Source organism: Microbacterium sp., assembly GCF_031179285.1.
Classification (GTDB): domain Bacteria; phylum Actinomycetota; class Actinomycetes; order Actinomycetales; family Microbacteriaceae; genus Microbacterium.
This window is the reverse complement of the sequence record NZ_JAPSHY010000005.1, coordinates 16,950-43,084: the sequence shown is the minus strand read 5'-3', so window position 1 is coordinate 43,084 and position 26,135 is coordinate 16,950. Positions and strand designations below refer to the sequence as shown.

Here is a 26,135-nt window from a genome sequence, read left to right as displayed (position 1 = left end):
GTGCGAGCATCGGCACGACGAGGGAGGCCGGGATGCGTGGCGAAGCGAGCGTGCTGCATGCCGATCTCGATGCCTTCTACGCCTCGGTCGAACAGCGAGACGCCCCGGCCCTGCGCGGCCGGCCGGTCATCGTCGGCGGTGGAGTCGTCCTGGCTGCCAGCTACGAAGCCAAGGCCCGCGGTGTGCGGACGGCGATGGGCGGCCGGAAGGCGCTGGAGCTGTGCCCGGAAGCTGTGGTCGTGCCACCGCGGATGGAGGCCTATTCGACGGCCAGCCGAGATGTGTTCGCGATCTTCCGCGATATGACACCACTGGTAGAGCCGCTGTCGATCGACGAGGCGTTCTTGGAGGTGGGTGGTCTCCGCCGCATCGCCGGCACGCCCGAGCAGGTCGCGGTGCGGCTGCGCGAGCGGGTTCGTGCCGAGGTCGGGCTGCCCATCTCCGTCGGGGTCGCGCGGACGAAGTTCCTCGCGAAGGTCGCGAGCGCGGTCAGCAAACCCGAAGGTCTGCTCGTGGTGGAACCGGACCGTGAGGAGTCGTTCCTGCTCCCCCTGCCGGTCGAGCGACTGTGGGGGGTGGGAGCTGCGACCGCCGAGAAGCTTCATGCGCTCGGCATCCGCACCGTCGGGCAGCTCGCCGAGCTGGAAGCCGCCACCGCGGAAAGGCTGCTCGGCAGGGCGGTCGGAGCCCACCTGCACGCGCTGGCACGGCTGCGGGATCCTCGTCCCGTCGAGCCGGCGCGTCGCCGCCGGTCGATCGGGTCTCAGCGAGCTCTGGGCACCCGCCCTCGATCGGAGGCCGAACTCGACCTCATCCTCACGCAGATCGTCGATCGGCTCGCCGGTCGCCTGCGCGACGGAGACCGGGTGTGCCGCACCGTGGTGCTGCGTCTTCGCTTCGGTGACTTCTCGCAGGTCACCAGGTCGCGATCGGTCCGCGCTCCGACCGATCGCACCCCGATCCTTCTCGCCCTCGCGCGCGCACTGCTCGTCGCCTCGCAGTCGGAGATCGCAGAACGCGGCATCACTCTCATCGGCATCTCGCTGTCACAGCTCGACCGCGCCGACCGCGTCCAGCCCGAGCTGCCGATCGACTGGGGCGACGGAGAACGCCTCGACACGGTGCTCGACGCCGTGCGCGACCGCTTCGGCTCTGCGTCGGTCGCGCGCGCCACGCAGCTCGGCCGAGACCCGGGCTGGTCGACGCCGATCCTGCCTGAGCATGAGTGACGCTCAGGCGTCGCCCATCATCAGCCCCTCGATCGAGTGCTTCTGAGTGATCGGAGTGAGGCGATCGACGATGGGGCAGGCGAGATGCCGGCGGACGCGCTCGGGGAGCGAGTCGTAGAACTCCCGGGTGACAGCCATGTCGTGGTGCTCGGCGTTGCCCGCGCCGGGGGCATCGACGCCGAGAACGAGCACGGGTCGCGCCCGGGAAGAGGTGTTCGCGGTGCCGCGGTGGATTGTCAACGCTGACCTCACGGAGACGTCGCCGCGGCGCGGGAACTTTCTGACGGCGAGTTCCGCGAATCGGGGATAGAGCTCCGCGGCGGGGAACATCTCGTGCTCGAATCCGTCCGGCAGATCCCACTGGGTGGTCGGTGCGATCTCGAAGGGGCCCATGTCCTGCTCGGTGTCGACGGCGGTGACGTTGAAGGCGAGCGACGTCAGGCGGCCGTGTTGGATCGTCTCGTCCGGCATGGGGAAGTCGCGATGCCAGGGCTGGTCTTTCGCTCCAGGGTTGGGTACGTCGAAGCCCACTTCGACGAACTGGTAGTCCGGCCCGAGCGTGGCGTGACAGACGGATCGCACCCAGGGGTGGTCCACGAGGTCGAGCCACCCTCGCATCTGCTCGGGGTGCATCTCCACGTAGTGGCGGTTCGTGCCACGTCCGACAGCCCCACCCGGGCGTGTGAGCGCTTCGGCGTATGCGGTCTCGATGTCCTCGCGGAGCTCGTCGGCCCACTCCGCGGGGAACAATCCCTTCCGCGCGTCCACGCCCTGTCGATAGAGCGCACTCACCGTCGATGCAGTATCCGGATCCACCCGGCCGAGGTCCGGGAGCTGGGGGGTGACTCGTCTCACCGTGTTCATCGTCGTCCTCTTTTCAGTGATCGGTCGAAGGAAGGCGGAGGGACGGGACAGCCCCTTCCCAGTCCAGGGGCAACGAATGCATGCCGCGGTAGATGAGGAGCTCGTCCCAACCGTGGAAGAGGATGACGTCTCCATCCGGTGTGGTGATGACGTCCTGCCCGCCGGGCCCGATGTACCGTCCGCTGGTGGCGTCGGTGGACAGCAACGGTTCGTCTCGTTTCACATAGGGGCCCGCGATCGCGGGAGCGGTTGCCACCCCGACCGCGTAGTCCTCCGTGGCGTAATCGTTGGCGGAGTAGAACATCACGTACTGTCCGCCACGTTTCACCAGCGTCGGTCCCTCGACGAGTTTCCCCTCCCAGGGTTCGGTCTGAGTGAAGAGCCTTGTCGCCGATCCGGCCAGCTGGGTGCCGTCCGGCGAGAGCGGTGCGACGTGAATCCAGGTGTCGATTCCACAGCAGTTGCCGTCGTTCTTCCAGATCAGGTAGCGAGTTCCGTCGTCATCGACGAAGGTGGCGGGGTCGATCGCCCCGCCCTCATCGATGGGACACACGAGCGGCTCGTCCGAAACGGAGACAAACGGTCCGGTCGCCGCGGGGGACGTCGCCACGCCGATGCATTGCCGATCGGTCGCGGTGTGGGTGGCGACGAAATACATGATGTAGTCGCCTGCCGCCCGAGCCGAAACGTCCGGCGCCCAGGTGCGGCCGGGGCTTGCCCACGCCGGCAGATCCGGCAGCGCGTCGTCGAGCGACCCCTGCCAGTCGATGAGGTCCTCCGAGGTGGCGAACTGCACATTGCCCCCTCGCGAGTTGATGGCGAAGGCGACGTATCGCCCGTCCGCCTCGACGACATCCGGATCTGCGAAATCCCGGTCGATGAGGAACGCAGCCGGGCTCGGAGTGGGAGACGACGGCGCCGCGGGCGCGCAGGCGACCAGCGCCGCCGCCGACAGAGTCGCAGCGATGAACCCGGAGATGGTCATCCGCCGCCACTTGCTGATGGTCATCCCTTGACTGCGGATCCGGCGACGGACTCGACGATCTGCCGCTGAGCGATACCGAACAGGATCAGCACCGGAACGGACGCGATCACGGCACCGGCCATCACGATCGCGAAGTGCGTGGAGTACGCGCCCTGCAACTGGTTCAAGCCCGGTTGCAGGGTGAGGTTCTCCGGGCTGAGCAGCACGTAGACGGGCCAGAGGAAGTCATTCCAGTTGCCGAGGAACGACAGCACGGCCAGAGTCGCCAGCGCAGGCCGCGCGAGCGGCAGGACGACCTGCACGAAGATGCGGATGTCGCCTGCTCCGTCGATCCGTGCGGCCTCTTCGATCTCCGGCGGCAGCCCGACGAAGAACTGCCTGAGGAAGAAGATCCCGAACGCCCCGGCCGCTCCGGGAACCGTGATAGCCCAGATGGAGTCGAGCCAGCCGAGGTTCTGCACGATCAGGTAGTTGGGAATGAGGAACACCACGGGCGGAACCAGGAGGGTGGCGATGATCGCCCCGAAGACCACCCTCTTGCCGGGGAAGTCCAGGCGCGCCAGCGCGTAAGCACCCATCGACGCGGTCACCAGGATCAGGACGGTCTGCAGGGCAGCAGCGGCGAAACTGTTCCACACCCACAGGAAGATGGGTTGTTGCCCGGATGTGAGCAACGTCTGGTACGCCTCGAGGGAGAACGGGTCCGGCAGCGAGTACGGCTGCCGCACAGCATCCGCGTCCGTCTTGAAGGAGGTGACCAGCATCCATACCAGCGGAAGGACGATCACGAGCGCGAGCGCGATCAGGATCGCGTAGAGGCCCGCCTGCGCCCAGGCCTTCTTGGCCGGCATGCGTCGGGAGTTCACCATGGTGGTCATCTCGCGCCCTTCTCGACACGTTCTCGCTGGAGCCGGAAGTTGATGACGCTGATGATCGCCAATGCCGCGAACAGCAGGTAGCTCATCGCGGCAGCGGGCGCCATGTTGTTCTGCGAGAGGCCCTGATCCGCGATGTACATGATCACTGTGCGCGTCTCGGTGCCAGGGCCCCCCTTGGTGAGCAGGTAGGACTGACCGAACATGTTCGCCGAGGCCAGGATCGTGGTCGTGGAGATGAAGAGCATCACCGGCTTGAGTCCGGGAACAGTCACGTTGCGGAATTTGCTCGCGACGCCGGCGCCATCGATGGATGCCGCCTCATAGAGGTCGGCACTGATGCCCTTGAGGCCCGCGAGGAAGATGATCGTGTTCAGCCCCATCGTCCACCAGACGGTGACCCCGACCAGCGACACCCAGACCCACGGGACATCGACGGTCCAGGGCAGGTTCGCTGGCAGGCCGACGAGGCCCAAGATGTGATTGAGGATGCCGGACTGGGTGTCCAGGACGTAGCCCCAGATCACACCGATCACCGCGACGCCGAGCACGTACGGGGCGAAGAAGATGGTACGGAAGGTCGTTGCCGCGCGGATCTTCTGATTGAGCAGGATCGCGACCAGCAGCGGGATCACCACCAGGAACGGCACGCTGATCAAGACGAAGATCCCCGTCACGCTCATCGACTTCCAGAAGTCCGACGACGTGACGCTTCCGGGGGTGAACAGGTCGATGTAGTTCTGCAGCCCGACGAACTGCTGGACCTCCCGGAACGGACTCCAGTTGGTCAAGCTCATCCAGATGCCGAAGATGCCGGGTGCGACGACGAAGGTGACGAACAGCACCAGGAAGGGTGCGAGGAACAGATAGGCGGTCAGAGTCTTGCGGCGCGAGGTCGGCTTGCGGACCGATCCCGTCTGGGATCGCCGCCCCCCGGCGCGATTGCGCGGAGGGGCGGCGACCAGAGTGGCTGTCTCAGTCACCGTACTTGGCCTGGTTCGCCTCGATGATCTGGTTCGCCTTGTCGGCGGCATCATCAAGAGCCGTCTGCGGATCCTTCTTGCCGGTCAGCGCCTCGTTGAGCGCGAGGGTGATCTGCGCGTTGGCCTCGGCGATCCCCGGCGAGACGGTCTCGTATCGGGCGTACTCGAGTTCGCTCATGAACGGCTCGAGGTTCGGGTACTGCTCGAGCAGCGACGGGTCGTCACGGACCGTGTTCGCCGCGGGAAGCTCACCGGTCTCGGCCCATCCGAGCGAGTTGTCGTTCATCCACTTGACGAAGACCGATGCGGCAGCCGTCTTGTTCTGGTCCTGGCCCTTGTTCTGAGGGAACACCCAGTGCGTCGAACTCGACCACACGGCCTTCTCCTCGCCGATCTGCGGAACAGGAGCTGCCGCCCAGTCGAGGTCGGCGAAGGCGGTGTTGGTCGTCTGCCAGACGCCGTTCCAGTTGAATGCCGTCTCGCCCGCGATCAGAGCCTTGATGTTGCCGTCCTGCGCCACGTTCGCGGGGCTGTAGCCGTTCTTCACCAGATCCGTCATCCAGGTGAGTGCTTTCACGCCCGCCTCCGAGTTGAAGGTCGCCTCAGTCACGTCCTCGTTGTACAGGTCGCCCCCGAACTGCCAGATCAGGCTCTGGAACTCGAAGGTTCCGGTGAACACGTATCCGTCGACCCACTCGCCCTGCACGCCGACCCCCTTCAGGGCTTCGAGTGCGGCGAGGTAGGAGGCTTCATCGGTCGGGATCTCGGTGATCCCCGCTTTCGCGAGGACCGTCTTGTTCACGTACATTCCGAGCGGCGTCACGCTCCACGGCACGGCATACTGGGCGTCTCGGAAGTTGCCCTTGTCGAACACTGTCGGCGGGAAGTCCTCGGCGGTATAGCCGAGACCGTCGATGATGCCGCCGGCATCCTGCAGCAGGTTCTGCGCCGCGAAGGTCGCGAGATCATCGCCGTGCAGCACCGCCACATCCGGTCCCTTGCCCGCCTTGATGGCGAGCGGCATCTTCGCGATGACGTCGGCCCACTCCTGCGGAACGGCCTTGACGGTGATGTTCTCGTGCTCGGCGTTGAACTCCTCGATCAGCTCGGGCACGATCTTCGGTGCCGCACCGCCCGTCCAGCCGTGCCAGAAGGTGACCTCGACATCGGGTCCGGTGTACTCCCCGTCGCCGGAGACCCCACCTCCCGTGTCGCCGCCGGACGCGGCGCATCCGGATACCGCGATGCCGACCGCCAGTGCGATGCCCGCACCTACCGCTCGGCGAGCCCAGGGCTTGTTCATGCGATTGCTCTCCTTTGAGTGCGTCCGGCCGAGCCGGAACGGTCACGATCGGACAGGACTCCGACCGGTCTCCCGAAATTTACAGCGCTGGAAATGCGTTGTCAAGGTGTACTCTGCACTTGTTGTCGGAGCGAGATCTGGAGAGCACGTGGGCGTGACGATGCAGGACGTCGCCGAGTACGCGGGGGTTTCCCTGAAGACGGTGTCGAACGTCGTCCGCGACTACGAGCACGTCAGCGCGGCGACCCGCGAGCGGGTGCAGCGAGCGATTCGGGAACTGGGTTACCGCCCGAACCTCATGGGCCGTCGCCTTGCCACCGGACGCACGTCGCTGCTGGCGCTCGCCTTCTCGAACGTGACGGTGCCGTACTTCGCCGAACTGTCGCGCGCCGTCTCTGTCGCCGCCGGCGCACTCGGATACCGAGTCCTGCTGGAGGAGACCGACGGCACGCTGGAGGGCGAGCGCGCGGTGATCGCCAACTCCGAGGCCGGGATGGTGGACGGCATCCTGTTCCAGCCCTCCGTCATGTCCTCCGTGGAGATCTCCCGTCATCGCGGCGATCTGCCGATCGTGATCCTGGGCGAAGAAGCCGCCCCGCTGCCGGTGGATCGGGTCATGATCGACAACGTCTCCGCGGCCCGCGACGCCACCGAGCACCTGCTGGCGTTGGGGCGCACGCGCATCGGCTTCGCCGGCCACGAGGCCGGGCAACTCTCCGCGACGTCGATCCAGCGCATGATGGGCTACCAGCAGGCGCTCGAGGAGCGCGGCATCCGCCCCGAGCCCTCACTGCTCTTCCCGAGCGGCGAGATCTCTCCCACGGGAGCGGTGCAGGGCGTCGGCCGCGCACTGGATGCCGGAATTCGCGTCGACGGTTTGGTATGCCGCGACGACCTGGCCGCGATCGGCGCGCTGCGCGCGTTGAACGAACGCGGCATACGCGTGCCGGAGGATGTGGCGGTGACGGGGTGGGACAACATCGAGTGGAGTCGAGTGACCTTCCCGAGCATCACGACCATCGCCCCGGATCTGAGCGGCCTTGCGCAACGGGCGGTGAAGATGCTGGTGGAGAGGATCGATGGCTTCGCCGGGGTGGGGCGGCACGAGATCGTCGATTACAGACTGCTCGTCCGCGAGAGCGCACCGAGCGCCCTCGCGTGAACCGTTCGCCGACCGCGAGTTTACAGCGCTGCATATTTCGGGCATGCTGAGGGCATGCCCAGCTCAGCCCGCGCCTCTCTGCCACAGGCCACCGCCAACGACGGCACCTACCCGCGGCCCCAGCTCGTCCGTTCGCACTGGCGCGATCTCGGTGGCCGCTGGGGTTTCGCGTTCGATGACGATGACCGCGGAACGCGGCAACGCTGGCACGAGACGCCGGCGCTCGACGGTGAGATCATCGTGCCGTTCCCACCGGAGTCGCCGGCATCAGGGGTCGGCGACACCAGCGCCCACCAGGTGCTGTGGTACCACCGCGTTCTCACGAGCGACGACATCGCCGCCGCCGGACACGCGTCGGGCCGGCGGCTGATACTGCGGTTCGGTGCCGTGGACTATCGCGCGGTGGTCTGGGTGAACGGACACCGTGTCGGCTCTCACGAGGGTGGCCACACGCCCTTCTCGGTCGACATCACGGACGCCGTGACCGAGACGGGCGGCAGCGACATCGTCGTGCGCGTCGAAGATGACGCCGCAGACGTCGCGCAGCCACGGGGTAAGCAGGACTGGCGCGAGCATCCGCACGTGATCTGGTATCACCGCACGAGCGGGATCTGGCAGCCGGTGTGGGTGGAGTCCGTCCCCACGCTCGCTGTCGAATGGATCCATTGGCGGTCCGACCTCGCCTCGGCGACGGTGCATGCGCGGATGGGGCTGAGCGATACACCCACCGGCGACGCAGCCGTCGACGTCGAGCTGAGCAGTGGCGGCACCGTCCTCGCACGGACGATCGTGCACTCGAGCGAACCAGAGGTCGAGGTCGTGCTCTCTCTCAGTGGCCAGAGCAATGGGCAGGCATACGAAGAGCTGCTCTGGTCTCCGGAGCACCCCCGGCTGATCGATGCCAGCATCCACATCACCGATGACGGCGGGCGAACCGACTCGGTCTCCTCCTACCTCGGGCTCCGCTCCGCCGCCGTCGACCGCCGCCTCTTCCTCCTGAATGACCGGCCCCGCTACGTCCGATCCGTGCTCAGCCAGGGTTACTGGCCCGAGTCTCACCTGGCCGCACCATCCGCCGATGCGCTCCGCGACGAAGTCCAGCTCATCAAGGATCTCGGCTTCAACGCCACTCGGGTGCATCAGAAGTTCGAGGATCCACGGTTCCTGTACTGGGCGGACCGGCTGGGATTGATGGTGTGGTCTGAAGCGCCGGCGACCTTCACGTTCACCTCGATCGCGGCGCAGCGAACCGTACGCGAATGGCTCGAGGTGGTGCACCGCGACTTCTCACATCCGTCCATCGTGACGTGGGTCCCGTTGAACGAGAGCTGGGGCGTGCAGCACATCGCGCACGATGCGCGCATGCTTCACTTCGCGCGCTCACTCGTCCACCTCACCAAGGCCCTCGACCCCACCCGGCCGGTGGTCTCCAACGACGGCTGGGAGCAGGCAGACACCGACATCCTCGCCATTCACGACTATGAGGGAGACGGCGACGTGATGCGGGCCCGTTACCGGGACCGCGCGGCGATCGACGAGATGGTCGCCGGCGTCGGTCCGGCTGGGCGCCGGCTCGTGCTCAGCGGAGACGTCACCGACTTGCCCGTGATGCTCACCGAGTTCGGCGGCATCTCGTTCGACGTGCACCGTACCGAAGATGCCTGGGGCTACAGCGCTGCGACGTCGACCGATGATTTCGGCGTGCGCCTGAGAGAACTGATGAGCGCGATTCATGACAGTTCTGCACTAGCTGGCTACTGCTACACCCAGCTCACCGACACCCTGCAGGAGACCAACGGACTGGTCGGGGCGGATCGGGTGCCCAAGCTGCCCCTCGAAGAGATCCGCGAGATCATGGTCGGACCGCGCCCGTAGGCGACACGGCGGATGAAGGGGGTCACGCGCCTCGGGGCATCGCGCAGGCCGCGGTCCCGCCCGGGAGGCGATGCCGGAAGCGCGCGATCAGCGAGTAGCCGAGAGCCGCGACCCAGGAGAACGGAGGCGTCACGAGCAGTCGTCCGGCCAATCGCAGGCCCCACTGCCGCTGCATCCACAACAGTGCGGCGAATGCGGCATGGCCCCGGTAGCGGTTCTCACTGGCGATGAGCCACGCGTAGCGCGTGGCGTCGTCGTGGCTCAGATCGAGCTCCTCGAGGTCGAGCCACTGCCACGGCTCCGCCTCGGGGAATCGCGGCAGCACGCTCTGAAGCCGCCGCACCCACGTCGTGCAGAAGGCGCAGTCGCCGTCGAAGACGAGAAGCGGTTCTCGGCGCATGCTCACGACCCTACGCCTCCGAGCAGGGCGTCCGGCGCTCTGCTCGCGGGCGCGCTCAGATGGCTTCCGGTGTGTCGTAATCGGTCTGCGGCCAGGGCTCCTCGGCAGGCATGGTCGCAGGACGCAGGATCGCGTCGATCCTGCTTCGGATCTCGTCGACGGCCTCTGCATTGTCGGGCGGCTGCACGTCGGAGTGGGTGGATTCGATCATCAGCACCGTGCTCACGTTGAGCAGGAATGACGCTTCGACCGTGCTGCCGTCCGGACCGATCGCGTGCAGCGTGACGGTGTCGGCGCTGCCGTTGTCAGCGAGGAGGCGTGCGTACTCCAGGAGGACATCGGCCGCATCGTCGCCCATGAACAGGGATTTCTCACCGAAGGTCACGTGTTTCATGTCTGCACGGTAGGCCAGGGTACCCAGCCGATCTCGGGTCTTGACATCGTGGGCATCATGCTGTTGCCGGCGGGGACACGATCACAGCGACAACCGCCGCGAGACGATCAGCTCCGCGACATCGTGAAGCCTGAGGCCGGCGTCGCGAGCGTGCTGACGCAGCATCCTGAAAGCCTCATCGATCGACACGCTTCTGCGGAAGGCGAGCGCCCCCTTGGCCTGCTCGATCACCACCCTGCTGTCCAGAGCGTGCTGCAGCTGTGCGGCGCGATCGGCGCTCGCCCGCAGGGCGCGGTGCTGAACGATGCCGATGGTGGCGAACTCGGCGAGGGCCTGCGCGACGGCGGCGTCCAGGTCCGTGACCGCGTCGACTCGGTCATAGAACATGTTCAGCGCGCCGAGGCGCTGTCCTCGCAGGACGAGCGGCACCGCATACCCCGATCGGACGCCCCGTCGCAGCGCGATCGGCACGAATTCCGGCCATCGGACGACGCTGGCTTCCAGGTCCCGAGCCTCGACCACCTGTCCTGTCTGGAAGCTGTCCACGCAGGGCCCCTCTTCGACACCCAGCTCCATCTCTTCCACCTCGCTTGCCCGCTCGCTCGTGGAGGCGACCACATGCAGGTTGCTCTCAACATCCGCCAGCACCAGTCCCGCATCCGTCGCGGCGGTGTGATGCGTGGCCGCTTCGACGAGGAAGTCCATGGTGTCGATGACGTCGTACCGGGGATCGAGGGCGTCTGCGAGCCGGGCGAAGATGCGAGGCAATGCAGTGCGCGCACTCACTTCAGGTTCATCCGTCATGTCGGCCGCTTCTCACAGGTCCGCCGGCCCACCGAGCTTTTCGTCGGATGGAAGCGCCGCCGGCTCGGGAACGAGATACAGCCCGCTCGGAGAATTCGCGGTGAAGGCGAGTGCCTCGATCCACCGGCGGTTGATCGAGGGCTGCCGGCTGCCGAGGAACCGATAGACCAGCGAACTGCTTGCGTGCAGCCATACCGTGGTCCGGCCGCCGCCGATGCTCTGGTCTTCACGCCAGGTGAAGTTGAACGGCTCGGCTCGCCGAAGTTTCGCGGTGATCACGAGCTGCAGATGGGTGAGAGCCCGATCTTCGACCTCGGTGCGAACGTTGCCTTCGTAGATGAACCGGCCCATCAGATGCTCCTTCTTTCGGAGACATGAGCGCGCGGGGGATGCTGTGAATTATGCATGATGACTTTTCGAGGATGCGGTCGGAACGACGCACTGCCTCGAGAGTGAGGGCTGCCAAAGCATTGCGATATTGACAGGCTAAGAAACCGCATCTCGCCCAGCGAGGGGCTTGCCACCGTGCGGGAGCTGGGATATGCGCCTCGCGCCTGGGCGTGGCTGCTCTGCTCTGCTCTGCTCTGCTCTGCTCAGGTCACTTCCCGTTCTCCGAACCGCTCACCAGGCTCGCCCCTGGACGGCCGCTCCGCAGGCATCCCGACCTCGGGGTGATTGAGGTCGAAGGCGGGTCGTTCGCTTCGGATTCGCGGGATCGTGACGAAGTTGTGTCGTGGAGGGGGGCAGGACGTCGCCCACTCCAGGGACGCGCCGTATCCCCACGGATCGTTGACGGTCACCTTCGGCGCTTTGCGCGCCGTGAGCCAGACATTGAGGAAGAACGGGAGCATGGACGCACCGAGGATCATGGCGCCGATGGTCGAGACCTGGTTCGCCCAGGTGAACTGGTCCTGATCGGCGTAGTCCGCGTAGCGGCGGGGCATGCCGTCGACACCGAGCCAGTGGTGGATGAGGAACGTCATGTGGAAGCCGATGAACAGCATCCAGAAGTGGACGTAGCCGAGCCGCTCGTTGAGCATCCGCCCTGTCCACTTCGGCCACCAGAAGTAGAATCCCGAGAACATGGCGAAAACCACGGTCCCGAAAACGACGTAATGGAAGTGCGCGACAACGAAATAGGAGTCGTGAAGGGGGAAGTCCAGCGGTGGCGACGCGAGGATGACGCCGGTCAGACCGCCGAACACGAACGTCACAAGGAATCCGAGGGCGAACACCATCGGCGTCTCGAAGGTGACCGATCCACGCCACATCGTGCCGATCCAGTTGAAGATCTTCACGCCCGTCGGCACGGCGATGAACATCGTGAGCAGAGCGAAGAAGGGCAGGAGCACTCCGCCGGTGACGTACATGTGGTGCGCCCACACGGCCACCGAGTACGCGGCGATCGCGATCGTCGCGTAGATGATCGTCTTGTAGCCGAACAGAGGCTTGCGGCTGAACACCGGGAAGACCTCTGAGACGATGCCGAAGAACGGCAGCGCGATCACGTACACCTCGGGGTGCCCGAAGAACCAGAACAGGTGCTGCCACAGCAGCACTCCCCCGTTCTGCGGGTCGAAGATGTGCGCCCCGAGGATGCGGTCGGCCGCTGCGGCGAAGAGGGCTGCCGCGAGGACCGGGAACGCCATGAGCACCAGGAGGCTCGTGATGAGCGTGTTCCAGGTGAAGACCGGCATCCGCCACATCGTCATTCCCGGAGCGCGCATGGTGGTGATCGTCGTGATGAAGTTCACGGCGCCGAGGATCGTCCCGAAGCCACTGATTCCGAGCCCGACCATCCAGAGGTTCCCCCCGGCCCCAGGGGTGAACGTCGCGTTCGCCAGCGGCTGGTAGGCCGTCCAGCCGAACGATGCAGCCCCCTGAGGGGTGAGGAAGCCGGCGACCGCGATGCATGATCCGAAGAGGAACAGCCAGAACGAGAAGGCATTGAGCCGGGGAAAGGCGACATCGGGGGCGCCGATCTGAAGGGGCATGATCGCGTTCGCGAACCCCGCGAACAGGGGCGTCGCGAACATCAGCAGCATGATCGTGCCGTGCATCGTGAACAGCTGGTTGTACTGCTCCTTCGTGGGCAGCAACTGCATGCCGGGGGCGAACAGCTCGGCGCGGATCACGAGCGCCATCACGCCGCCGAGCAGGAAGAAGACCACCGAGGCGATCAGATACATGTATCCGATGGTCTTGTGGTCGGTGGACGTGATCCACTTGACGAGGATGTTGCCCTTCTGCTCCACGCGCGAGGTGCTCATCACCGCCGCCTGGCGAGCGGCAGCGTCATGCGGTGAAACGGGATCCTGTCGATCGCGGAAGGTTGTCACGGTGCTCCTCGGATGGCCTCTGGCGGCGCTCGAACGCCGATCGCGCAGGACAAGGACGGCACCCTGCGTCGCCTGCGAGCACCGTAGGAGGCCCGAGCGCCGGGGTTGCAGGGGCTTGCGCATTCGTCCCCGCAGCGGTACAAGACCCAGACCGGCTTCCGAGAAGTGAGAGGACGGGGGGCGCCGACGTCAATCCCCTCTTTTCCGGTCTCTCCACTCGCTAGCGTCAGACGATCAATCCCCGGAGCGCGGCATCCGCGCACCACCGCACCGACAGCCAAGGAGCACCATCGTGAGCAACGTCACCGAAACCACCGGATACGCGAGGAGCGCGATTCAGAAGACCGCGCTCGTCGTCGGCATCGTCTTCCTCCTCGTCGGCATCGCCGGATTCATTCCGGGCCTGACCCACTCCACCGAGCACCTGCAGGGTGCGGGCGCGGACTCGCAAGCCCAGCTCCTCGGAGTGTTCCAGGTGTCCGTGCTGCACAATGCCGTCCATCTTCTCTTCGGCATCGCCGGCATCGCCGCCGCGGCCCGCGCCAAGGCATCCCGGTACTACCTCATCATCGGCGGACTGGTCTATCTCGTCGTGTGGATCTACGGACTCATCGCCGTGAACAATCCGCAGATGAACTTCCTGCCGGTGAACGACGCGGACAACTGGCTGCACCTGGTCCTCGCCATCGGCATGGTGCTGCTCGGAATCTTCGTGTCGCGTGACACCTCGACGAACCGGCCCGGAGCCCGCTCGGCTCGCGCCTGACCCACCGGGGGCGAGTGCGGTACGCACTCGCCCCCGGCCGTCATGAGCCTGCGCCCGACGTGGGTACCGCCCCTTCGTCGCGCGCCGCCGGCTTGCCGCCGAGATAGAGAGCAGCGAGCGTCGGATCCGCGAGCAATTCGGGGGCCGGGCCCGAGATATGCACGCGACCGAGGTCGAGCACGCACCCGATGTCAGCCGTCTCCAGTGCGCGCCGGGCGTTCTGCTCGACGAGCAGCACGGCCGTCCCCGCGTCTCTCATGCGGGCGACCTGTTCGAAGACCTTGGCGGTCGTCTTGGGGTCGAGCCCCATCGAGGGTTCATCCAGGAGCACCACCTTGGGACTCACCATGAGCGAGCGAGCGAACTCAACCTGCTTCTGCTGGCCACCCGAAAGGAGTCCCGCGAGCTGCTTCCACCGCTCCCCCACGATGGGGAAGAGGTTCTGCACGAACTCGACGCGCTCCTGCACCACCTTCTGATCCTTGACCGTGAAGGCGCCGAGCATCACGTTCTCACCGACGGTCATCTCACGGAACACGCTGTGCCCCTGAAGGACGTGCGCGAGTCCGTTCTGGAGCATCCGCTGCGGTCCGTGCCCGGTGACATCCTGACCGTCGATGCGGATGCTGCCGGAGCGCGGCTTCAGCATGCCGCTGGCCACCTTCAGCACGGTGGACTTGCCGGCGCCGTTCGGACCCACGAGGCACACCACCGATGAGGGCGGGACGACAACGCTCAAACCGCGGAGCACGAGCGCCGCACGCCCATATCCCGCCTCGATGTCTCGCAACTCGAGCAGGTTCGTCTCAGACGCCAAGGTATGCCTCCAGCACTCGGGGATCGCGTTGGATGATCTCGGGCGTGCCCTCGGCGATCGGACGACCCCGGTCGAACACCACCACGTGATCGCACAGGCTCATGACCATCTCCATGTTGTGCTCGACGATGATGAAGGTCTTGCCCTCGTCGTTGAGCTCTCGCACGAGGGTTGCGATGCGCCCGATGAGGGCGGGGTTCACACCCCCGGCCGGCTCATCGAGCATGATGGTGTCCGGCTCGCCCATGAGGACGCCGGCGAGCTCGAGCAGCTTCTGCTGACCGTAGCTGAGGTTGCGCGCCTCGGCGTGCTCGAGGTGATCGATGCCGACGCGGCGCAACCATCCTCGCGCCCGCTCCAGCTCGTCGGGGTCCTTGGCCGAACGCAGCTGATGACCGATGCTCGTGCTGCGCACCGCGACCAGCAGGTTCTCCATCACGGTCATCCGCGGAAACACCCGGCACAGCTGAAAGCTGCGGCCGATGCCCGTCCTGGCGATGCGGTCGGAGGACTGCCGCGTGATGCTGCGTCCGCGATATCGAACCTCGCCGGAGTCGGGCTTGATCATGCCGGTGACGCAGTTGAAGAACGTGGTCTTGCCTGATCCGTTCGGTCCGATGAGACCGTTGACCTTGCCTTCCTGGAACGTCACCGATGCGGCGTCGACGGCGGTGACGCCGCCGAACGACTTGGTCATCTCGATCGTGCGCAGATTCTCCGCGGTGGCGGTGGCGTGTGCTGCGTTCATGACGATCTCTCCTGCCCTGCGACGCTCTTGGGTCCCTGCGGTGTCGGCGGCGCATCACGCGACTCGTTCTGCTCGAGCAGCTCGCCTGCCGTGACCTCACGGATCGACGCCTGGTTCGACCCGCGCGTGAACAGCGCCTTCACCGCGGGTATGACCCCGTCCGGCATGAACAGCACCACGACGCCGAGGAGTATGCCGGTCGCGATGAGGTGGAACTGCGTGTCACCGAACTCGACCTTGAAGTACTCGAGTGCTGTCCCGACCACCACGGCGCCGAGGAGCGGCCCGAACAGATTGCGGACGCCGCCGAGCAGCGCCATGAGCACCATGTACGAGCCGATGAGGATCGAGAACTGGAAGATCGGGTCGAGGTCGCCGAACCACAGGGCGTACAAGCCGCCGCCGAGCGACACCATCAGCGCCGACAGGACGTACGCGATGAGCTTGTAGCGCGTCGTCGGCACGCCGAGCGATCTCGCCTTGTCCTCGTCCTCACGGATGGACTTCAGGGCGGTGCCGAACTTGGAACGGTCGATGATCCACCACACCACGAGAGCGAAGGCGAGCAGGCCCGCGTACAGGTAGTAGAAGACGCGATGATGCTCGGGGCGGAGAAGGTCAGGGAACGGGCGTGGGACGTTGAGTCCGTCCGAGCCGCCGGTGACCTCTCGCCAGCTCTGGAAGACCAGGAGCATGATCAGGACGAAGGCGATCGACACGATGACGAACGAGGCGCCACGCACCCGGAGGGCGGCGATGCCGATGGGTACGGCGATGATGGCGACCAGCACGGCTGCGAGGATCCAGGCGACGAACCCTGGGAGCGCGAGGTACTTGATCAGCAGCGCGGTGCCGTACGCGCCGAGTCCGAAGTACGCGGCGTGGCCGAGCGAGATGTACCCGGTGAATCCGCCCATGAAGTTCCACCCCGTGGACAGGACGGCGAAATTGAGGATCACGACCCCTGCGGAGAGGATGTACGGGTTCGGCGCGATCGTCGGGAACGACAGCACCAGGGCTGCGCCGATGACGATGAGCGCGATGCTCACCCACGTCGTCGATCGGCGTCGCTGAGGGGCGGGTGGTGCGATCACCACCGTCTCGGTGGGGATCGGGCCGGGGCTAGAAGCGCTGGGCAAGACGACCTCCGAAGAATCCCTGCGGGCGGAACATGAGCGTGGCGAACAGCGCGACGTAGAAGACCGTCTGCGCCCACGTCGGCCCGAGCGGCAGCTGGAGCAGACTCTGCGCGATCCCGAGGAGGAGCGCGGCGATCGCCGCACCCGGAATGCTGCCCAGGCCCCCGACGACGATGATCGCCATGAGCGGCCCGATCCAGTGCCAGTGAAGCGACGGGTAGATCGTGGCGTCGAGCGAGAGCGCCGTGCCGCCGATCGCGGCGGTCGCGAGGCCGAGTCCGAATCCGTAGCCCGAGACGCGGTCGGTGTTGATGCCGACCAGTCGGGCGGCCTCGGGATGCTGGATGGTCGCTCTCAGCGCCTGACCGAACCGCGTGTACTTCAGCAGGACGAACAGCAGGGCGAGCGAGAGTGCCGCGAGGCCGAAGGCGATGAGCTTCACCACCGGCACCTGGGCGCCGAAGAAGTTCAGACTCTCACTCGCATACGGCAGCGGGATGCGCCGCTGGGTGCCGGTGAAGAAGAACCCGAGCGCCCCCTCGATCACGAGGGCGACCGCGAAGGTGAGCAGAACCGACATCATCGTCAGGGTGAGGGGCTTCAGTCGCGACACCAGCAGCCGCTGCATGAGGACGCCCACCAGGAAGAACACCGGGACGGTGACCACCAGGGACACGAGCGGATCGATGCCGGTGACCCGGTTGAACCACCAGGCGAGATAGGCGGCGAGGATCAGGAATGCGGAATGCGCGATCATGACGACGCGCATGATTCCGAAATAGAGCGTGAGGCCCGCCGCCAGGAGGGCGTAGAGCCCTCCCAGCAGCACGCCGAGGATCACGCTCTGCAGCAGCAGTGCTCCACTCACGATGTGCGGATCACCACGCCGGCTTCGGGAAGAGGAAATCGCCTTCCTTGACGTCCTCGGGGAGGACGATCAGGATCTCGCCGCCGATCCACTGCTGGATGAGGTGGGCACCCGTGGGCTTCCCGGTCTCGTCCCAGCTGAGGGGCCCGACGACGGTCTCGACCGTGTTCTCACGCAGCCAGTCGATGAGCTCCTGCTGGCACTCGCCCTGCTCGGCGCATCCCACCGCCTCGACGGCGGCCGCGACGACCTGACCGGTCGTGTACGCGTTCGCCTCATCCTCCGACGGCGGGTTGCCGTGCATCTCGGTGTACTTCTCGACGAACTCGATGTTGCTGGGGAACTGGGACTTCGGCGAGTATCCGGTCGGGGCGAGGATCCCTTCGGTCGCGCCGCCGATGGCTGCGGCGAACTCGGGATTGGTCGGGGCGGTGGAGAAGGCCGCCAGTTCCGGCTGGTAATCCAGCTGCTGCAACGCGATGATCAGGTTGACGGCATCCTGATACTGCGTTCCGCCGATGACGATGTCGGCGTCCGACTGCGCGATCTTCGCCGCGATGGTGGAGAAATCGGTGGTGTTCGGCGGATAGACCTCATCGACGAGCACCTCGACACCCGCGGCCTCGAGCTTGTCCCTGAGGCCGTATGCCGTGCCCTGGGCGAAGGGGTCGTCCATCGCCGCGACCGCGGCCGTCTCGGGGCGTTCGCCCTCGGGGAGCGCGAGCAAATAGTCCGCGAGGTTGTTGTAGTGGTCGTTCGCGATCGCGGGGGCCGCGTAGAAGAGGTTGTCGAAGCCCTGCTCGAAGACTTCCTGAGCTGCGCCCGCCGGCTCCACGAACAGCATCCCGTACTCCTGCGCGACGCGCGCTGAAGGGACGACGAGCCTGGTCGAGAACGGGCCGAACACGAGGTCGACGCCGTCCTGCGCGATGAGCGACTCGTAGTCGGAGACGACACGATCGGCGTTGGACTGATCGTCGAGGATCTTCAGCTCGACCTGGCGTCCGAGCAGACCGCCGTTCTCGTTCACGATGTCGCGCCACGCCTCGTAGCCGCGCTCGACCCCTTTGCCGGGCTCAGAGAAGTCGCCGGTGAGGGGGAGCGAGACGCCGATGACGATCGGATCCTCAGAGCCGCCCCCCTCCGGCTCATCGCCGGCGCCGGAACAGGCCACCGCTGTCACAGCGGCGACTGACAGCATGCCGATCGCCGTGGCGATCCGTCGACCGTGTCGGGGTGCAGTCATGCGCATCTCCTACTTCATCGTAGCGAAAGCGCTTTCGTAAGCGCTTGCGCTCACTATATTGATGGGAAGGGTCGAGAGCAACCCCAGCGCACTCAGCGTCGGGCCCGCTCTGCAGGGAGGTCGCGTGAAGCGTGCAGGCGCACCACGACTCATCGACGTGGCCGAAGCGGCCGGAGTCTCCCTCGCGAGCGCGTCGCGGGCGATCACCGGCGGGTCAGGAATCTCGCCCGAGGCGGCAGCTCACGTGCGTCGCGTCGCCCAGCGCCTCGGCTACGAGCCGAACATGCATGCACGAGGACTCGCCGGCGGACTCGTTCCGACCATCGGGCTCGTCGTCCACGAGATCGGCGACCCGTATTTCTCCGAGATCGCAAGCGGTGTGATCAGAAGCGCGACGCTCGAGAATCGCTCGGTCCAGATCGCGCAGGCCGAGCGCACACCCGACAGCGAGCTGGCTCAGGTGAAAGCACTGCTTCGCCAGCGCATCGGCTCGATCATCATCGCCGGCTCCGGCTACGCCGACCCGACCCTCGAGGAGAAGATGGCGGACGCGCTCGGCGACTTCACCGCGGCCGGAGGGCGTGCGGCGGTGATCGGTCGCCACTACCTGCCGGTGGATGCCGTCGTGCCCGACAATCTTCGAGCGGGCGTCTCGGTCGGTCGGCACCTCGCCGAACTGGGCCACCGCCGGATCGGCGTCGTGGCGGGGCCGCTCCAGTTGACCACCGTCGCCGATCGCATCGCGGGTCTCCGTGAGGGAACGAGCGACGCCGATGTCGAACTCACCGTGGTGTCGAAGCGGTTCACGCGTGAGGGAGGCATCGCCGGCGCCCAGGAGCTTCTCGATCGCGGTCTCACGGCGATCGTCGGTCTGAACGATGCGATGGCGATCGGCATCCTCAGCGAGCTGCGCCGACATGGCACGCGCGTACCGGACGACATCTCGGTCGTCGGTTTCGACGACATCGCGGTCGCCGGGGATGTGGCTCCGGCACTCACGACCGCGCGCATCCCCATGTTCGACATGGGGCAGCACGCCGTGGCACTCATCCTCCGCCCCGCGAGCGACGAGCCGAGGACCATCACCACCGCGCATGAACTCATCGTCCGGAGTTCGACAGGATCGCCAGGGCACTGACCCGCGCCGACGAAGACGACCCCAACCACAGGATCCGTCCCTTCTCAACCCCCTTTGTCATGGGGAGCCGTGAGATGGATTCTGTCGCCATGAGCCACCCAGATGACATCAAACAGCCCTTGGACCATCTGCCCCCGCTCGATGAGCGCGACGAGGCGGTCGAGATCGAGCAGCCCAGCTATCCGACCTCCGAAGCCCCGACCGGTCCGGAACACGCCTCTCCGGACACCGCGGCCGAGCCCGACAAACCCAACCGCCACGGCGTCGACAAGCTGCCCCCGACGTCGCGCTGACCCGAGCGCGGCGGCCGGGCGCGGCATCCGCTCTGCTACCTCGGGGCGGGCGCGGCCGGTGCGGCGAGGATTGCGCGAGCGGCCAGCCCGATGATCGCGCTGTAGGTGGGATAGGCGAACCGCACTCCGGCGAGCGTGGACACGTCGACGCCTGCCGCCATCGCCGTCGTGACCGACTGGATGACCTCGATCGCGTTCTCGCCGACCGCGTGGGCGCCGAGGATGAGTTCGCGGCGTCGGTCGGCGATGAGCTTCAGGAAGCCGCTCTCACGATCATCGATCACGGCGCGCTCGAGGCTCGCGTACGGGACGGAGACGACGACGCAGCCGGTGTCGCGCTCTCTCGCCTGCTCTTCGGTCAGCCCGACCCCGGCGTAGTCGGGGTCGGTGAAGCCGCCGGCGGGAAGCAGATGATGCGGCGTACGGCGGTTCGCGCCGAGCACCGCGTTCTCTGCTGCCGCTTCGCCCTCGAACTGCGCGGCCTGCACGAGCATGTCCCGACCGTTCGCGTCGCCGACGGCGAAGATGTGCGGCACGACGGTACGGAAGTAGCGGTCGACGGGGATCGCGGAGCGCTCGATCGCGATGCCCGCGTGCTCGAGTCCGAGGTCCTCGACGTCGGCGGGCCACCCGGTCGCCATGACCACCGCATCGAAGCCGGATGAGCGGGTCTCGCCGGCTTCTCGCCAGGCGAGCCGGATCTCGCCGGCATCCGATCTCTCGAGACTCGTGACCGTCTCGATGCCCGCGTGAACATCGACGCCGTGCTGCGAGAACGCCGCCGCCACGGCCGCGGAGATGGCGCCGTCCGAAGCCATGAGCAGGCGAGGGGCGACGTCGAGGAGTGTCACCTCTGACCCGAAGGAGGCGAAGACCGTGACGAGCTGGGCACCCGTGTTCCCCGCACCGATCACCGCCACCCGGCGAGGCAGCTCCCGAAGCGACAGCACCTCTTCGGGAACGATCGCGAGCTCGGCACCGGGTATCGGCAGGCGCTTCGAGTGTCCGCCGACGCAGATCAGGATCGAGCCGGCGGAGATGCGGCGTCCGCTGTCGAGCACCAGGGTGCGATCGTCCGCGAAGCGGGCACGCCCTTCGTGGATCAGGTCGATCCCGGCATCCGCGAAGCGCTCGGTCTCCCTCTTGATCGAACGCACCCGCTCGACGCGCTCGTGCACCCGCTCGACCGTGGTCGCCCAGTCGATCGCGGGGGCCCCGACGTCGACGCCGTAGTCGTCGGCGTGGCGCGACTCGCGGATGAGGCGCGCGGTCTTGGCGAGCACGCGGGTGGGCACGCAGCCCGTGTTCACGCAGGTTCCGCCGGTGCGCCCGGCCTCCAGCACGACGACGCTCGCACCGAGTTCCGACGCGCGCAGCGCCGATGCGGTGCCGGCGGGCCCCGCTCCGATCACGGCGACGTCGTAGTGCTCGCGGAACTCGGTCATCGTGTTCTCCTGAGGGTCGGATATCGTACGGCGATCACGTGCACCGAGCCACTCCGCGACGGATCTCCGTGCGGGCGGTGAGGCGCCTTCGGCCTGAGGTTATCGCGACGGAGGGCCATCGAGCATCAGGACGCCCGCCTGCCATCGACTATTCCGGAGAATGAGACGAGAAGGGGGACCGCCCCCATCGAAGACATGACCCGACGGTGCGTGCGGTCAGTTCGACTGCTCGAGCGGGTTGCTCTGGAGCTTGGCGACCACACCTCCGTCGACGAGCCGCCGCGCAGCGGTATGCGGCTTCCGGTCGGCCTGGTCGACGACATCTCGACCGAATTCCTGCGCAAGTTGTAGGCGCGGAAACTCGGCGAGCACTTCTTGTACGAGATCCTTCGGCAGCGCCTCGGGCCGGGCTCCCGAGATGTCGAGGGCGGTGCTGACCTCCAGCAGATAGCCCTCGACATCGAGTGTCGGGTCGACAGCGGGCCAGTTGTGCCGGACTATCACCTCGAGCGCCCGTCGACTGCGCTCCGCCTGCCAACCGGCGCCAGTGGTGAGAGCGACGGCGACATGACCGCCGGCTTCCTCGTATGACAGCGCGACGTTGTCGAAGGCGGGTGCCATACCGATGTCGTGGAGCAGTGCCGAGACGTACAGAAGTTCATGATCGATGTCTCGCCGGTCCTCGACCACCGCGAAGGCCTCCGCCCACAACCACGATCGGATGACATGATTACGCACCGACTCCGTGTGGTAACGGGTGGCGAGCTCGAGTGCAGCGACTGCCGCGGGCGATCTGGGCGGCTGAAAAGCGGAGAGGCGCATTTTCAGCGCAGACCGATTCCGACGCCTGATGAGGAAGCGGCTGCTACCTCAAGAAACTGCCGCACACAGTACATGCTCATGCCGATCTCTCGCTATCTGATGCCCGAGTACTGATTGAAGCAGTGCGGAGAACTCGCCCGCAAGGACGGAGCGTCCTTCACGAACTCTGTCGCTCGGCTCGAGGCCGCACCGAACCCCGCACACGAAGGCGTGAGCTTGGAGCGGAATAGCAACTGCCCGCCCATCCCAGCCACGTACATCTCGAGTATGGTCGCAACTCCATCTGGCGCCCGACGCGAGATCCTCCGTTCTCCGCAAGGCTGGGGATCATGCGTTCTCCGCTGTTGTCGCGCCGCCAGTTGACCCCCCTCCTCAGTATCGGACTACTCGCGATAGCGGTGCTCGTCGTGCCCGCACCGGGCAGCGTCAGCGTCATCGGAACGCAGTGGTTCGCATCTGCTGGCTCAGGCATCCGGGACGTCGATCTCATCTCGGAAGCTGGGCTGCTGCTACTCGCTGCGACGACGGCGGCCAGCATCGTGTTCGCGTGGGTCCGCCACCCTGAGCGCCGCGCTCGGCTGGTCGCGGGCGCCGGCGGAGTCGTCGTCGCCTATGCGGTCAGCGAGGGGGCGAAGCTGCTCTTCGCGCAGCCGCGCCCGTGCAGCCGCTGGCGTTTCGCCGCCGCTTGCCCTCCGGCAGGCGACTGGTCATTGCCGTCGAATCACGCAACGCTGGCATTCGGTGCGGTCGTCGTCATCGCGATCGCCCTCGGGCGAACGCGGATCACGTGGCCCGCGGTAGGGATCGCGACGCTCGTCGCGATCGGACGCGTCGCTCAAGGCGTCCACTATCTCCACGACGTCGCACTCGGTGCCCTGCTGGGGCTGGCTGTGACGGTCACTCTCGTAACCCTCGCCCCCTCGAACGCGGTCAGTCGACCGCAACCTCGCCGAGCCACCGAGGTGACGAGCTGAGAACTCCCTTCGGTGAACGGCTTTCGTAGAATGTGATGCAAGATCCGACGTGCGGGCGCAACAGTTCGACCCCCGAAGAACAGAGGTCGAAGCATGGCTGCTCCTGCACCGGGCAACGCGATCGTTCAACGCCCCCACCGCGGATCGAGCTGGCTGGTGTTTTCTGGCCTGTACATCGCTCTCACGGTGTGGATCTTCGTCGGCCCGAAACTCGTATCCGAGCCGGTATTCGCGTGGGTGAAGAACAGCGGCTATGTCATCCTCATGCTCACAGGCGCCTGGGTGTTCCGGGACGGCTTCGCCAGGAGTTGGCGCACGACGAGACAGCGTCCTCTCCTGGCGGCCGGCGCGGTTCTCATCGGGCTGGCACTCATGGCCGTGGCGTCAGCCGTGAGTCACCTGGTGACGTTCGTCGCCGCCGCCCCCGCAACCGGCGCAAACCAGGCTTCGATCTCGGCCGAGGTGCTCGTCGCGTCGACCTCGCTGGCGGGAGGGCTCGTCTTCGTCGGCACCGGCGGTGTCGCCGCACCCGTCGTCGAGGAGCTGGTGTTCCGAGAGCTCCCCTTCGCACGGCTGCGACGTCTGCTCTCGACGCAGGCAGCGTTCACCCTGTCCTGCCTCGTGTTCGGCGCCATTCACCTGCGGGGCCTGAACGAGTGGCCGCTCGCCATCCTGTACGTCGGCTTCTCCGCCGCGCTGGCGACGGCCTACTTGGTGTCGAAACGGAACCTTCTCGTGTCGATCACCGCACATGTCGTCTGGAACGGGACCGGCCTCACCTACCTGGTTCTCACCGCCGCCTGAGCGTCGCACGAGACTGACGCGCAGGTGTTCAATCAGAGCGATCTGAGGCGACGTCGATCCAGATCTGTCCCGGGCCGTCACCTGGTCCGAGAACGCGAACTCGTCTCCGCTGCGGCCGCCACGCGATCCGAAACCGATGCTGTACGTGGGAGCGGAGGTTCGCCCCTCGTGTCCACGTCCCCGCCGTTTCAGGGTCGCGCCCGGATACTTAGCATGCTAAGTTCGGCGGATGGCCAGAGGACTGAGCTTCGACCTGCATGTGCTGACCGCGAGACTGGATCGCGCCGCGGATCGGTTGTTGCGAGCTGAGTACGGCGTGACGTACAAGCGGTTCCTCGCTCTGACGATGGTGGGCGAGCTCGGTGTCTCGACCCAGCGCGCCCTGGCCGATGCGCTCGGCGTGACCGAGCCCTCCGTCAGCCGGATGGTGGGTGTTCTCGCCGCGGATGGGCTCCTCGTCGCGGAACGCGGAGCCGCCGGCGAGCGAGGCGTCAGGCTGCGCCTCACCGAGAGGGCATCTAGGCTCGTGGGTTCTGCTCAACGCGGGCTCGAGCACCGGTTCGCGGAACTCGTCGAGATGAGCGGCGTGCGGCACGCCGATTACGCGCAGCAGACAGCCCAGCTCCTTGCAACCCTCGAGCAGGTGCAGACAGAAGGGAACAGCGTCACATGAGCGAGGGCCGTTTCATCGAAAGCAGTGTGGGGTCGTCCGACGGGACGCCGATCTGGTTCCGCACGAGCGGGGCAGGCGAGGATCTATTGATCCTCGGTGGCTCATTGCGCAGCGCCGAGCACTACATCGGGCTCGCCACGGCGCTTGCCAGCGACTTCAGGGTGCACGTGATCGATCGGCGGGGCCGTGGTCTGAGCGGACCGCAGGGGCCGGAATACAGCCTCGCACGCGAGGTGGAGGATGTTCTCGCCGTACAGCATGCGACGGGTGCCCGGCTCGCCTTCGGCCATAGCTTCGGCGGCCTCGTCCTGCTCGAGGCCGCACTGCGATCGGACCCGTTCGAACGCGTCGCGGTCTATGAGCCGGGCGTCCCGATGACACCGGTCGCCACCGAATGGTTCGAACCCTATGAGCAGCGGCTCGCCGCCGGCGACCCGCGCGGCGCGTTCGTGGACTTTCTCCGTGGGTCAGGTGGCGCACCTCCGATGTTCGCCAAGCTGCCGCACTGGTACCTTCGGCTGGCCCTGCGGGTGGGATTTCGCGGAGATGCGTGGCTGCGGATACGACAGCTCCTGGAGACGAATCTGGCCGAGCATCGCGTCATCGCCGCGCAAGTCGGTCGCACGCAAGAGTTCCGCGCGGTCTCGGCCGCCGTCCTGATCATGTCCGGGGACAGATCGGCGAAGGGAACCGCTGCAGAACTCGGCGAGCTCGCTAGGATCCTCCCCGCTGGTGAACTGGTCGTCCTCCCGCGGCTGGATCACTTCGCCCCGGAAGCAACGCCCGCGGCCGCAGTTGTCAGCTACACACGCGGATTCCTCCGCCCACCGTCGCCACTACGGAATGCCTATGCCACGGACTAGTCGCAGTCGGCCGGCGGACGCCTGCCAGCGCCGATCTCGAACGAGAGAAGCCCCGCGATTCCTGATTTCACAGGGAATCGCGGGGCTTCCATGGCGGTGACGGTGGGATTTGAACCCACGGTAGGGGGTTACCCTACACAACTTTTCGAGAGTTGCACCTTCGGCCGCTCGGACACGTCACCGCCGAACAGCTTACGCGAGACCGTGCCGGGGCGCGAATCCGGACCTCGTCAGAGGCCGCCGCCGGCGCGAGGCGCTCGACCGAGCGGGAAAGAAGACAGACGTCGAGGAGCCGCGCCTCAGAACCGGCATCCGCCTTCTTCCAT

Annotated in this window: 27 protein-coding genes and 1 tRNA gene; 10 read left to right on the top strand and 18 right to left on the bottom strand. The window is 66.5% G+C overall.

Going from position 1 to position 26,135, the window contains the following annotated elements; all coding sequences use genetic code 11:
- Window positions 1-32 precede the first annotated feature (32 nt).
- On the top strand, window positions 33-1,229 hold the full coding sequence (gene dinB, locus RIN18_RS04705; protein WP_309102791.1) for a DNA polymerase IV: 1,197 nt from the start codon (window positions 33-35) through the stop codon (window positions 1,227-1,229).
- A 3-nt stretch (window positions 1,230-1,232) separates the two neighbouring features.
- Here the strand turns inward: dinB and RIN18_RS04700 are convergent, their stop codons facing one another.
- The 5 genes from RIN18_RS04700 to RIN18_RS04680 are packed head-to-tail and all read right to left on the bottom strand — an operon-like array spanning window position 1,233 to window position 6,239.
- The gene (locus RIN18_RS04700; protein ID WP_309102790.1) at window positions 1,233-2,084 is read right to left on the bottom strand and encodes a phytanoyl-CoA dioxygenase family protein; all 852 of its coding nucleotides are present in this window, start codon (window positions 2,082-2,084) and stop codon (window positions 1,233-1,235) included.
- A 22-nt stretch (window positions 2,085-2,106) separates the two neighbouring features.
- Window positions 2,107-3,102, bottom strand: a complete 996-nt coding sequence (locus RIN18_RS04695; RefSeq protein ID WP_309102789.1) for a glycoside hydrolase family 43 protein — start codon at window positions 3,100-3,102, stop codon at window positions 2,107-2,109.
- The gene (locus tag RIN18_RS04690; RefSeq protein WP_309102788.1) at window positions 3,099-3,956 is read right to left on the bottom strand and encodes a carbohydrate ABC transporter permease; all 858 of its coding nucleotides are present in this window, start codon (window positions 3,954-3,956) and stop codon (window positions 3,099-3,101) included. The genes RIN18_RS04695 and RIN18_RS04690 overlap by 4 nt, the downstream gene beginning before the upstream one ends.
- Entirely contained in the window at window positions 3,953-4,936 is a 984-nt protein-coding gene (locus RIN18_RS04685) for a sugar ABC transporter permease (protein ID WP_309102787.1), read from the bottom strand. The genes RIN18_RS04690 and RIN18_RS04685 overlap by 4 nt, the downstream gene beginning before the upstream one ends.
- Entirely contained in the window at window positions 4,929-6,239 is a 1,311-nt protein-coding gene (locus RIN18_RS04680) for an ABC transporter substrate-binding protein (RefSeq protein WP_309102786.1), read from the bottom strand. The genes RIN18_RS04685 and RIN18_RS04680 overlap by 8 nt, the downstream gene beginning before the upstream one ends.
- Window positions 6,240-6,399: 160 nt before the next feature.
- On the opposite strand from RIN18_RS04680, the gene RIN18_RS04675 reads away from it, so the two are divergent.
- Window positions 6,400-7,401 (top strand): LacI family DNA-binding transcriptional regulator, encoded by a 1,002-nt coding sequence (locus RIN18_RS04675; RefSeq protein ID WP_309102912.1) that lies wholly within the window; start codon window positions 6,400-6,402, stop codon window positions 7,399-7,401.
- Window positions 7,402-7,455: 54 nt separating this feature from the next.
- The gene (locus RIN18_RS04670) at window positions 7,456-9,276 is read left to right on the top strand and encodes a glycoside hydrolase family 2 TIM barrel-domain containing protein (RefSeq protein ID WP_309102785.1); all 1,821 of its coding nucleotides are present in this window, start codon (window positions 7,456-7,458) and stop codon (window positions 9,274-9,276) included.
- Window positions 9,277-9,298: 22 nt separating this feature from the next.
- Here the strand turns inward: RIN18_RS04670 and RIN18_RS04665 are convergent, their stop codons facing one another.
- From RIN18_RS04665 to ctaD, 5 genes are all read right to left on the bottom strand, one after another.
- Entirely contained in the window at window positions 9,299-9,676 is a 378-nt protein-coding gene (locus RIN18_RS04665) for a DCC1-like thiol-disulfide oxidoreductase family protein (protein WP_309102784.1), read from the bottom strand.
- Between the two features lie 55 nt (window positions 9,677-9,731).
- Window positions 9,732-10,070: a hypothetical protein gene (locus RIN18_RS04660; RefSeq protein WP_309102783.1), complete on the bottom strand. Its 339-nt coding sequence runs from the start codon at window positions 10,068-10,070 to the stop codon at window positions 9,732-9,734.
- An 81-nt stretch (window positions 10,071-10,151) separates the two neighbouring features.
- On the bottom strand, window positions 10,152-10,874 hold the full coding sequence (locus RIN18_RS04655; protein WP_309102782.1) for a GAF and ANTAR domain-containing protein: 723 nt from the start codon (window positions 10,872-10,874) through the stop codon (window positions 10,152-10,154).
- Window positions 10,875-10,886: 12 nt separating this feature from the next.
- Window positions 10,887-11,225, bottom strand: coding sequence for an ATP-dependent DNA ligase (locus RIN18_RS04650; RefSeq protein ID WP_309102781.1), 339 nt, complete (start codon window positions 11,223-11,225; stop codon window positions 10,887-10,889).
- A 242-nt stretch (window positions 11,226-11,467) separates the two neighbouring features.
- Window positions 11,468-13,144, bottom strand: coding sequence for a cytochrome c oxidase subunit I (ctaD, locus tag RIN18_RS04645; RefSeq protein ID WP_309102780.1), 1,677 nt, complete (start codon window positions 13,142-13,144; stop codon window positions 11,468-11,470).
- Between the two features lie 361 nt (window positions 13,145-13,505).
- On the opposite strand from ctaD, the gene RIN18_RS04640 reads away from it, so the two are divergent.
- Entirely contained in the window at window positions 13,506-13,979 is a 474-nt protein-coding gene (locus RIN18_RS04640; protein WP_309102779.1) for a DUF4383 domain-containing protein, read from the top strand.
- Window positions 13,980-14,019: 40 nt separating this feature from the next.
- Here RIN18_RS04640 and RIN18_RS04635 read toward each other — a convergent pair whose 3' ends face one another.
- The 5 genes from RIN18_RS04635 to RIN18_RS04615 are packed head-to-tail and all read right to left on the bottom strand — an operon-like array spanning window position 14,020 to window position 18,797.
- On the bottom strand, window positions 14,020-14,796 hold the full coding sequence (locus RIN18_RS04635; protein WP_309102778.1) for an ABC transporter ATP-binding protein: 777 nt from the start codon (window positions 14,794-14,796) through the stop codon (window positions 14,020-14,022).
- Entirely contained in the window at window positions 14,786-15,544 is a 759-nt protein-coding gene (locus RIN18_RS04630; RefSeq protein WP_309102777.1) for an ABC transporter ATP-binding protein, read from the bottom strand. The genes RIN18_RS04635 and RIN18_RS04630 overlap by 11 nt, the downstream gene beginning before the upstream one ends.
- Window positions 15,541-16,683 (bottom strand): branched-chain amino acid ABC transporter permease, encoded by a 1,143-nt coding sequence (locus RIN18_RS04625; RefSeq protein WP_309102776.1) that lies wholly within the window; start codon window positions 16,681-16,683, stop codon window positions 15,541-15,543. Before RIN18_RS04625 ends, RIN18_RS04630 begins: the two co-directional genes overlap by 4 nt.
- The gene (locus RIN18_RS04620; RefSeq protein ID WP_309102775.1) at window positions 16,667-17,551 is read right to left on the bottom strand and encodes a branched-chain amino acid ABC transporter permease; all 885 of its coding nucleotides are present in this window, start codon (window positions 17,549-17,551) and stop codon (window positions 16,667-16,669) included. Before RIN18_RS04620 ends, RIN18_RS04625 begins: the two co-directional genes overlap by 17 nt.
- Before the next feature lie 10 nt (window positions 17,552-17,561).
- Window positions 17,562-18,797, bottom strand: coding sequence for an amino acid ABC transporter substrate-binding protein (locus RIN18_RS04615; RefSeq protein WP_309102774.1), 1,236 nt, complete (start codon window positions 18,795-18,797; stop codon window positions 17,562-17,564).
- 124 nt (window positions 18,798-18,921) lie between these two features.
- On the opposite strand from RIN18_RS04615, the gene RIN18_RS04610 reads away from it, so the two are divergent.
- The gene (locus RIN18_RS04610) at window positions 18,922-19,935 is read left to right on the top strand and encodes a LacI family DNA-binding transcriptional regulator (RefSeq protein ID WP_309102773.1); all 1,014 of its coding nucleotides are present in this window, start codon (window positions 18,922-18,924) and stop codon (window positions 19,933-19,935) included.
- Window positions 19,936-20,024: 89 nt separating this feature from the next.
- Window positions 20,025-20,228, top strand: a complete 204-nt coding sequence (locus tag RIN18_RS04605; protein ID WP_309102772.1) for a hypothetical protein — start codon at window positions 20,025-20,027, stop codon at window positions 20,226-20,228.
- Between the two features lie 35 nt (window positions 20,229-20,263).
- On the opposite strand, the gene RIN18_RS04600 is transcribed toward RIN18_RS04605, so the two are convergent.
- Both RIN18_RS04600 and RIN18_RS04595 read right to left on the bottom strand, forming a co-directional pair.
- Entirely contained in the window at window positions 20,264-21,673 is a 1,410-nt protein-coding gene (locus tag RIN18_RS04600; protein WP_309102771.1) for an NAD(P)/FAD-dependent oxidoreductase, read from the bottom strand.
- A 216-nt stretch (window positions 21,674-21,889) separates the two neighbouring features.
- Window positions 21,890-22,411 (bottom strand): HD domain-containing protein, encoded by a 522-nt coding sequence (locus RIN18_RS04595; protein ID WP_309102770.1) that lies wholly within the window; start codon window positions 22,409-22,411, stop codon window positions 21,890-21,892.
- Between the two features lie 413 nt (window positions 22,412-22,824).
- Here RIN18_RS04595 and RIN18_RS04590 point away from each other — a divergent pair, with 413 nt between their 5' ends.
- The 4 genes from RIN18_RS04590 to RIN18_RS04575 all read left to right on the top strand — a co-directional run bounded on the left by RIN18_RS04590 (window position 22,825) and on the right by RIN18_RS04575 (window position 25,809).
- Window positions 22,825-23,469: a phosphatase PAP2 family protein gene (locus RIN18_RS04590; protein WP_309102769.1), complete on the top strand. Its 645-nt coding sequence runs from the start codon at window positions 22,825-22,827 to the stop codon at window positions 23,467-23,469.
- A gap of 93 nt (window positions 23,470-23,562) precedes the next feature.
- On the top strand, window positions 23,563-24,273 hold the full coding sequence (locus RIN18_RS04585) for a type II CAAX endopeptidase family protein (RefSeq protein ID WP_309102768.1): 711 nt from the start codon (window positions 23,563-23,565) through the stop codon (window positions 24,271-24,273).
- Between the two features lie 229 nt (window positions 24,274-24,502).
- Complete coding sequence (locus RIN18_RS04580) at window positions 24,503-24,946, top strand: MarR family winged helix-turn-helix transcriptional regulator (protein ID WP_309102767.1); 444 nt, start codon at window positions 24,503-24,505, stop codon at window positions 24,944-24,946.
- The gene (locus RIN18_RS04575) at window positions 24,943-25,809 is read left to right on the top strand and encodes an alpha/beta hydrolase (RefSeq protein ID WP_309102766.1); all 867 of its coding nucleotides are present in this window, start codon (window positions 24,943-24,945) and stop codon (window positions 25,807-25,809) included. Before RIN18_RS04580 ends, RIN18_RS04575 begins: the two co-directional genes overlap by 4 nt.
- A gap of 91 nt (window positions 25,810-25,900) precedes the next feature.
- On the opposite strand, the gene RIN18_RS04570 is transcribed toward RIN18_RS04575, so the two are convergent.
- Window positions 25,901-25,991 (bottom strand) — tRNA-Ser (locus tag RIN18_RS04570).
- Window positions 25,992-26,135 lie beyond the last annotated feature (144 nt).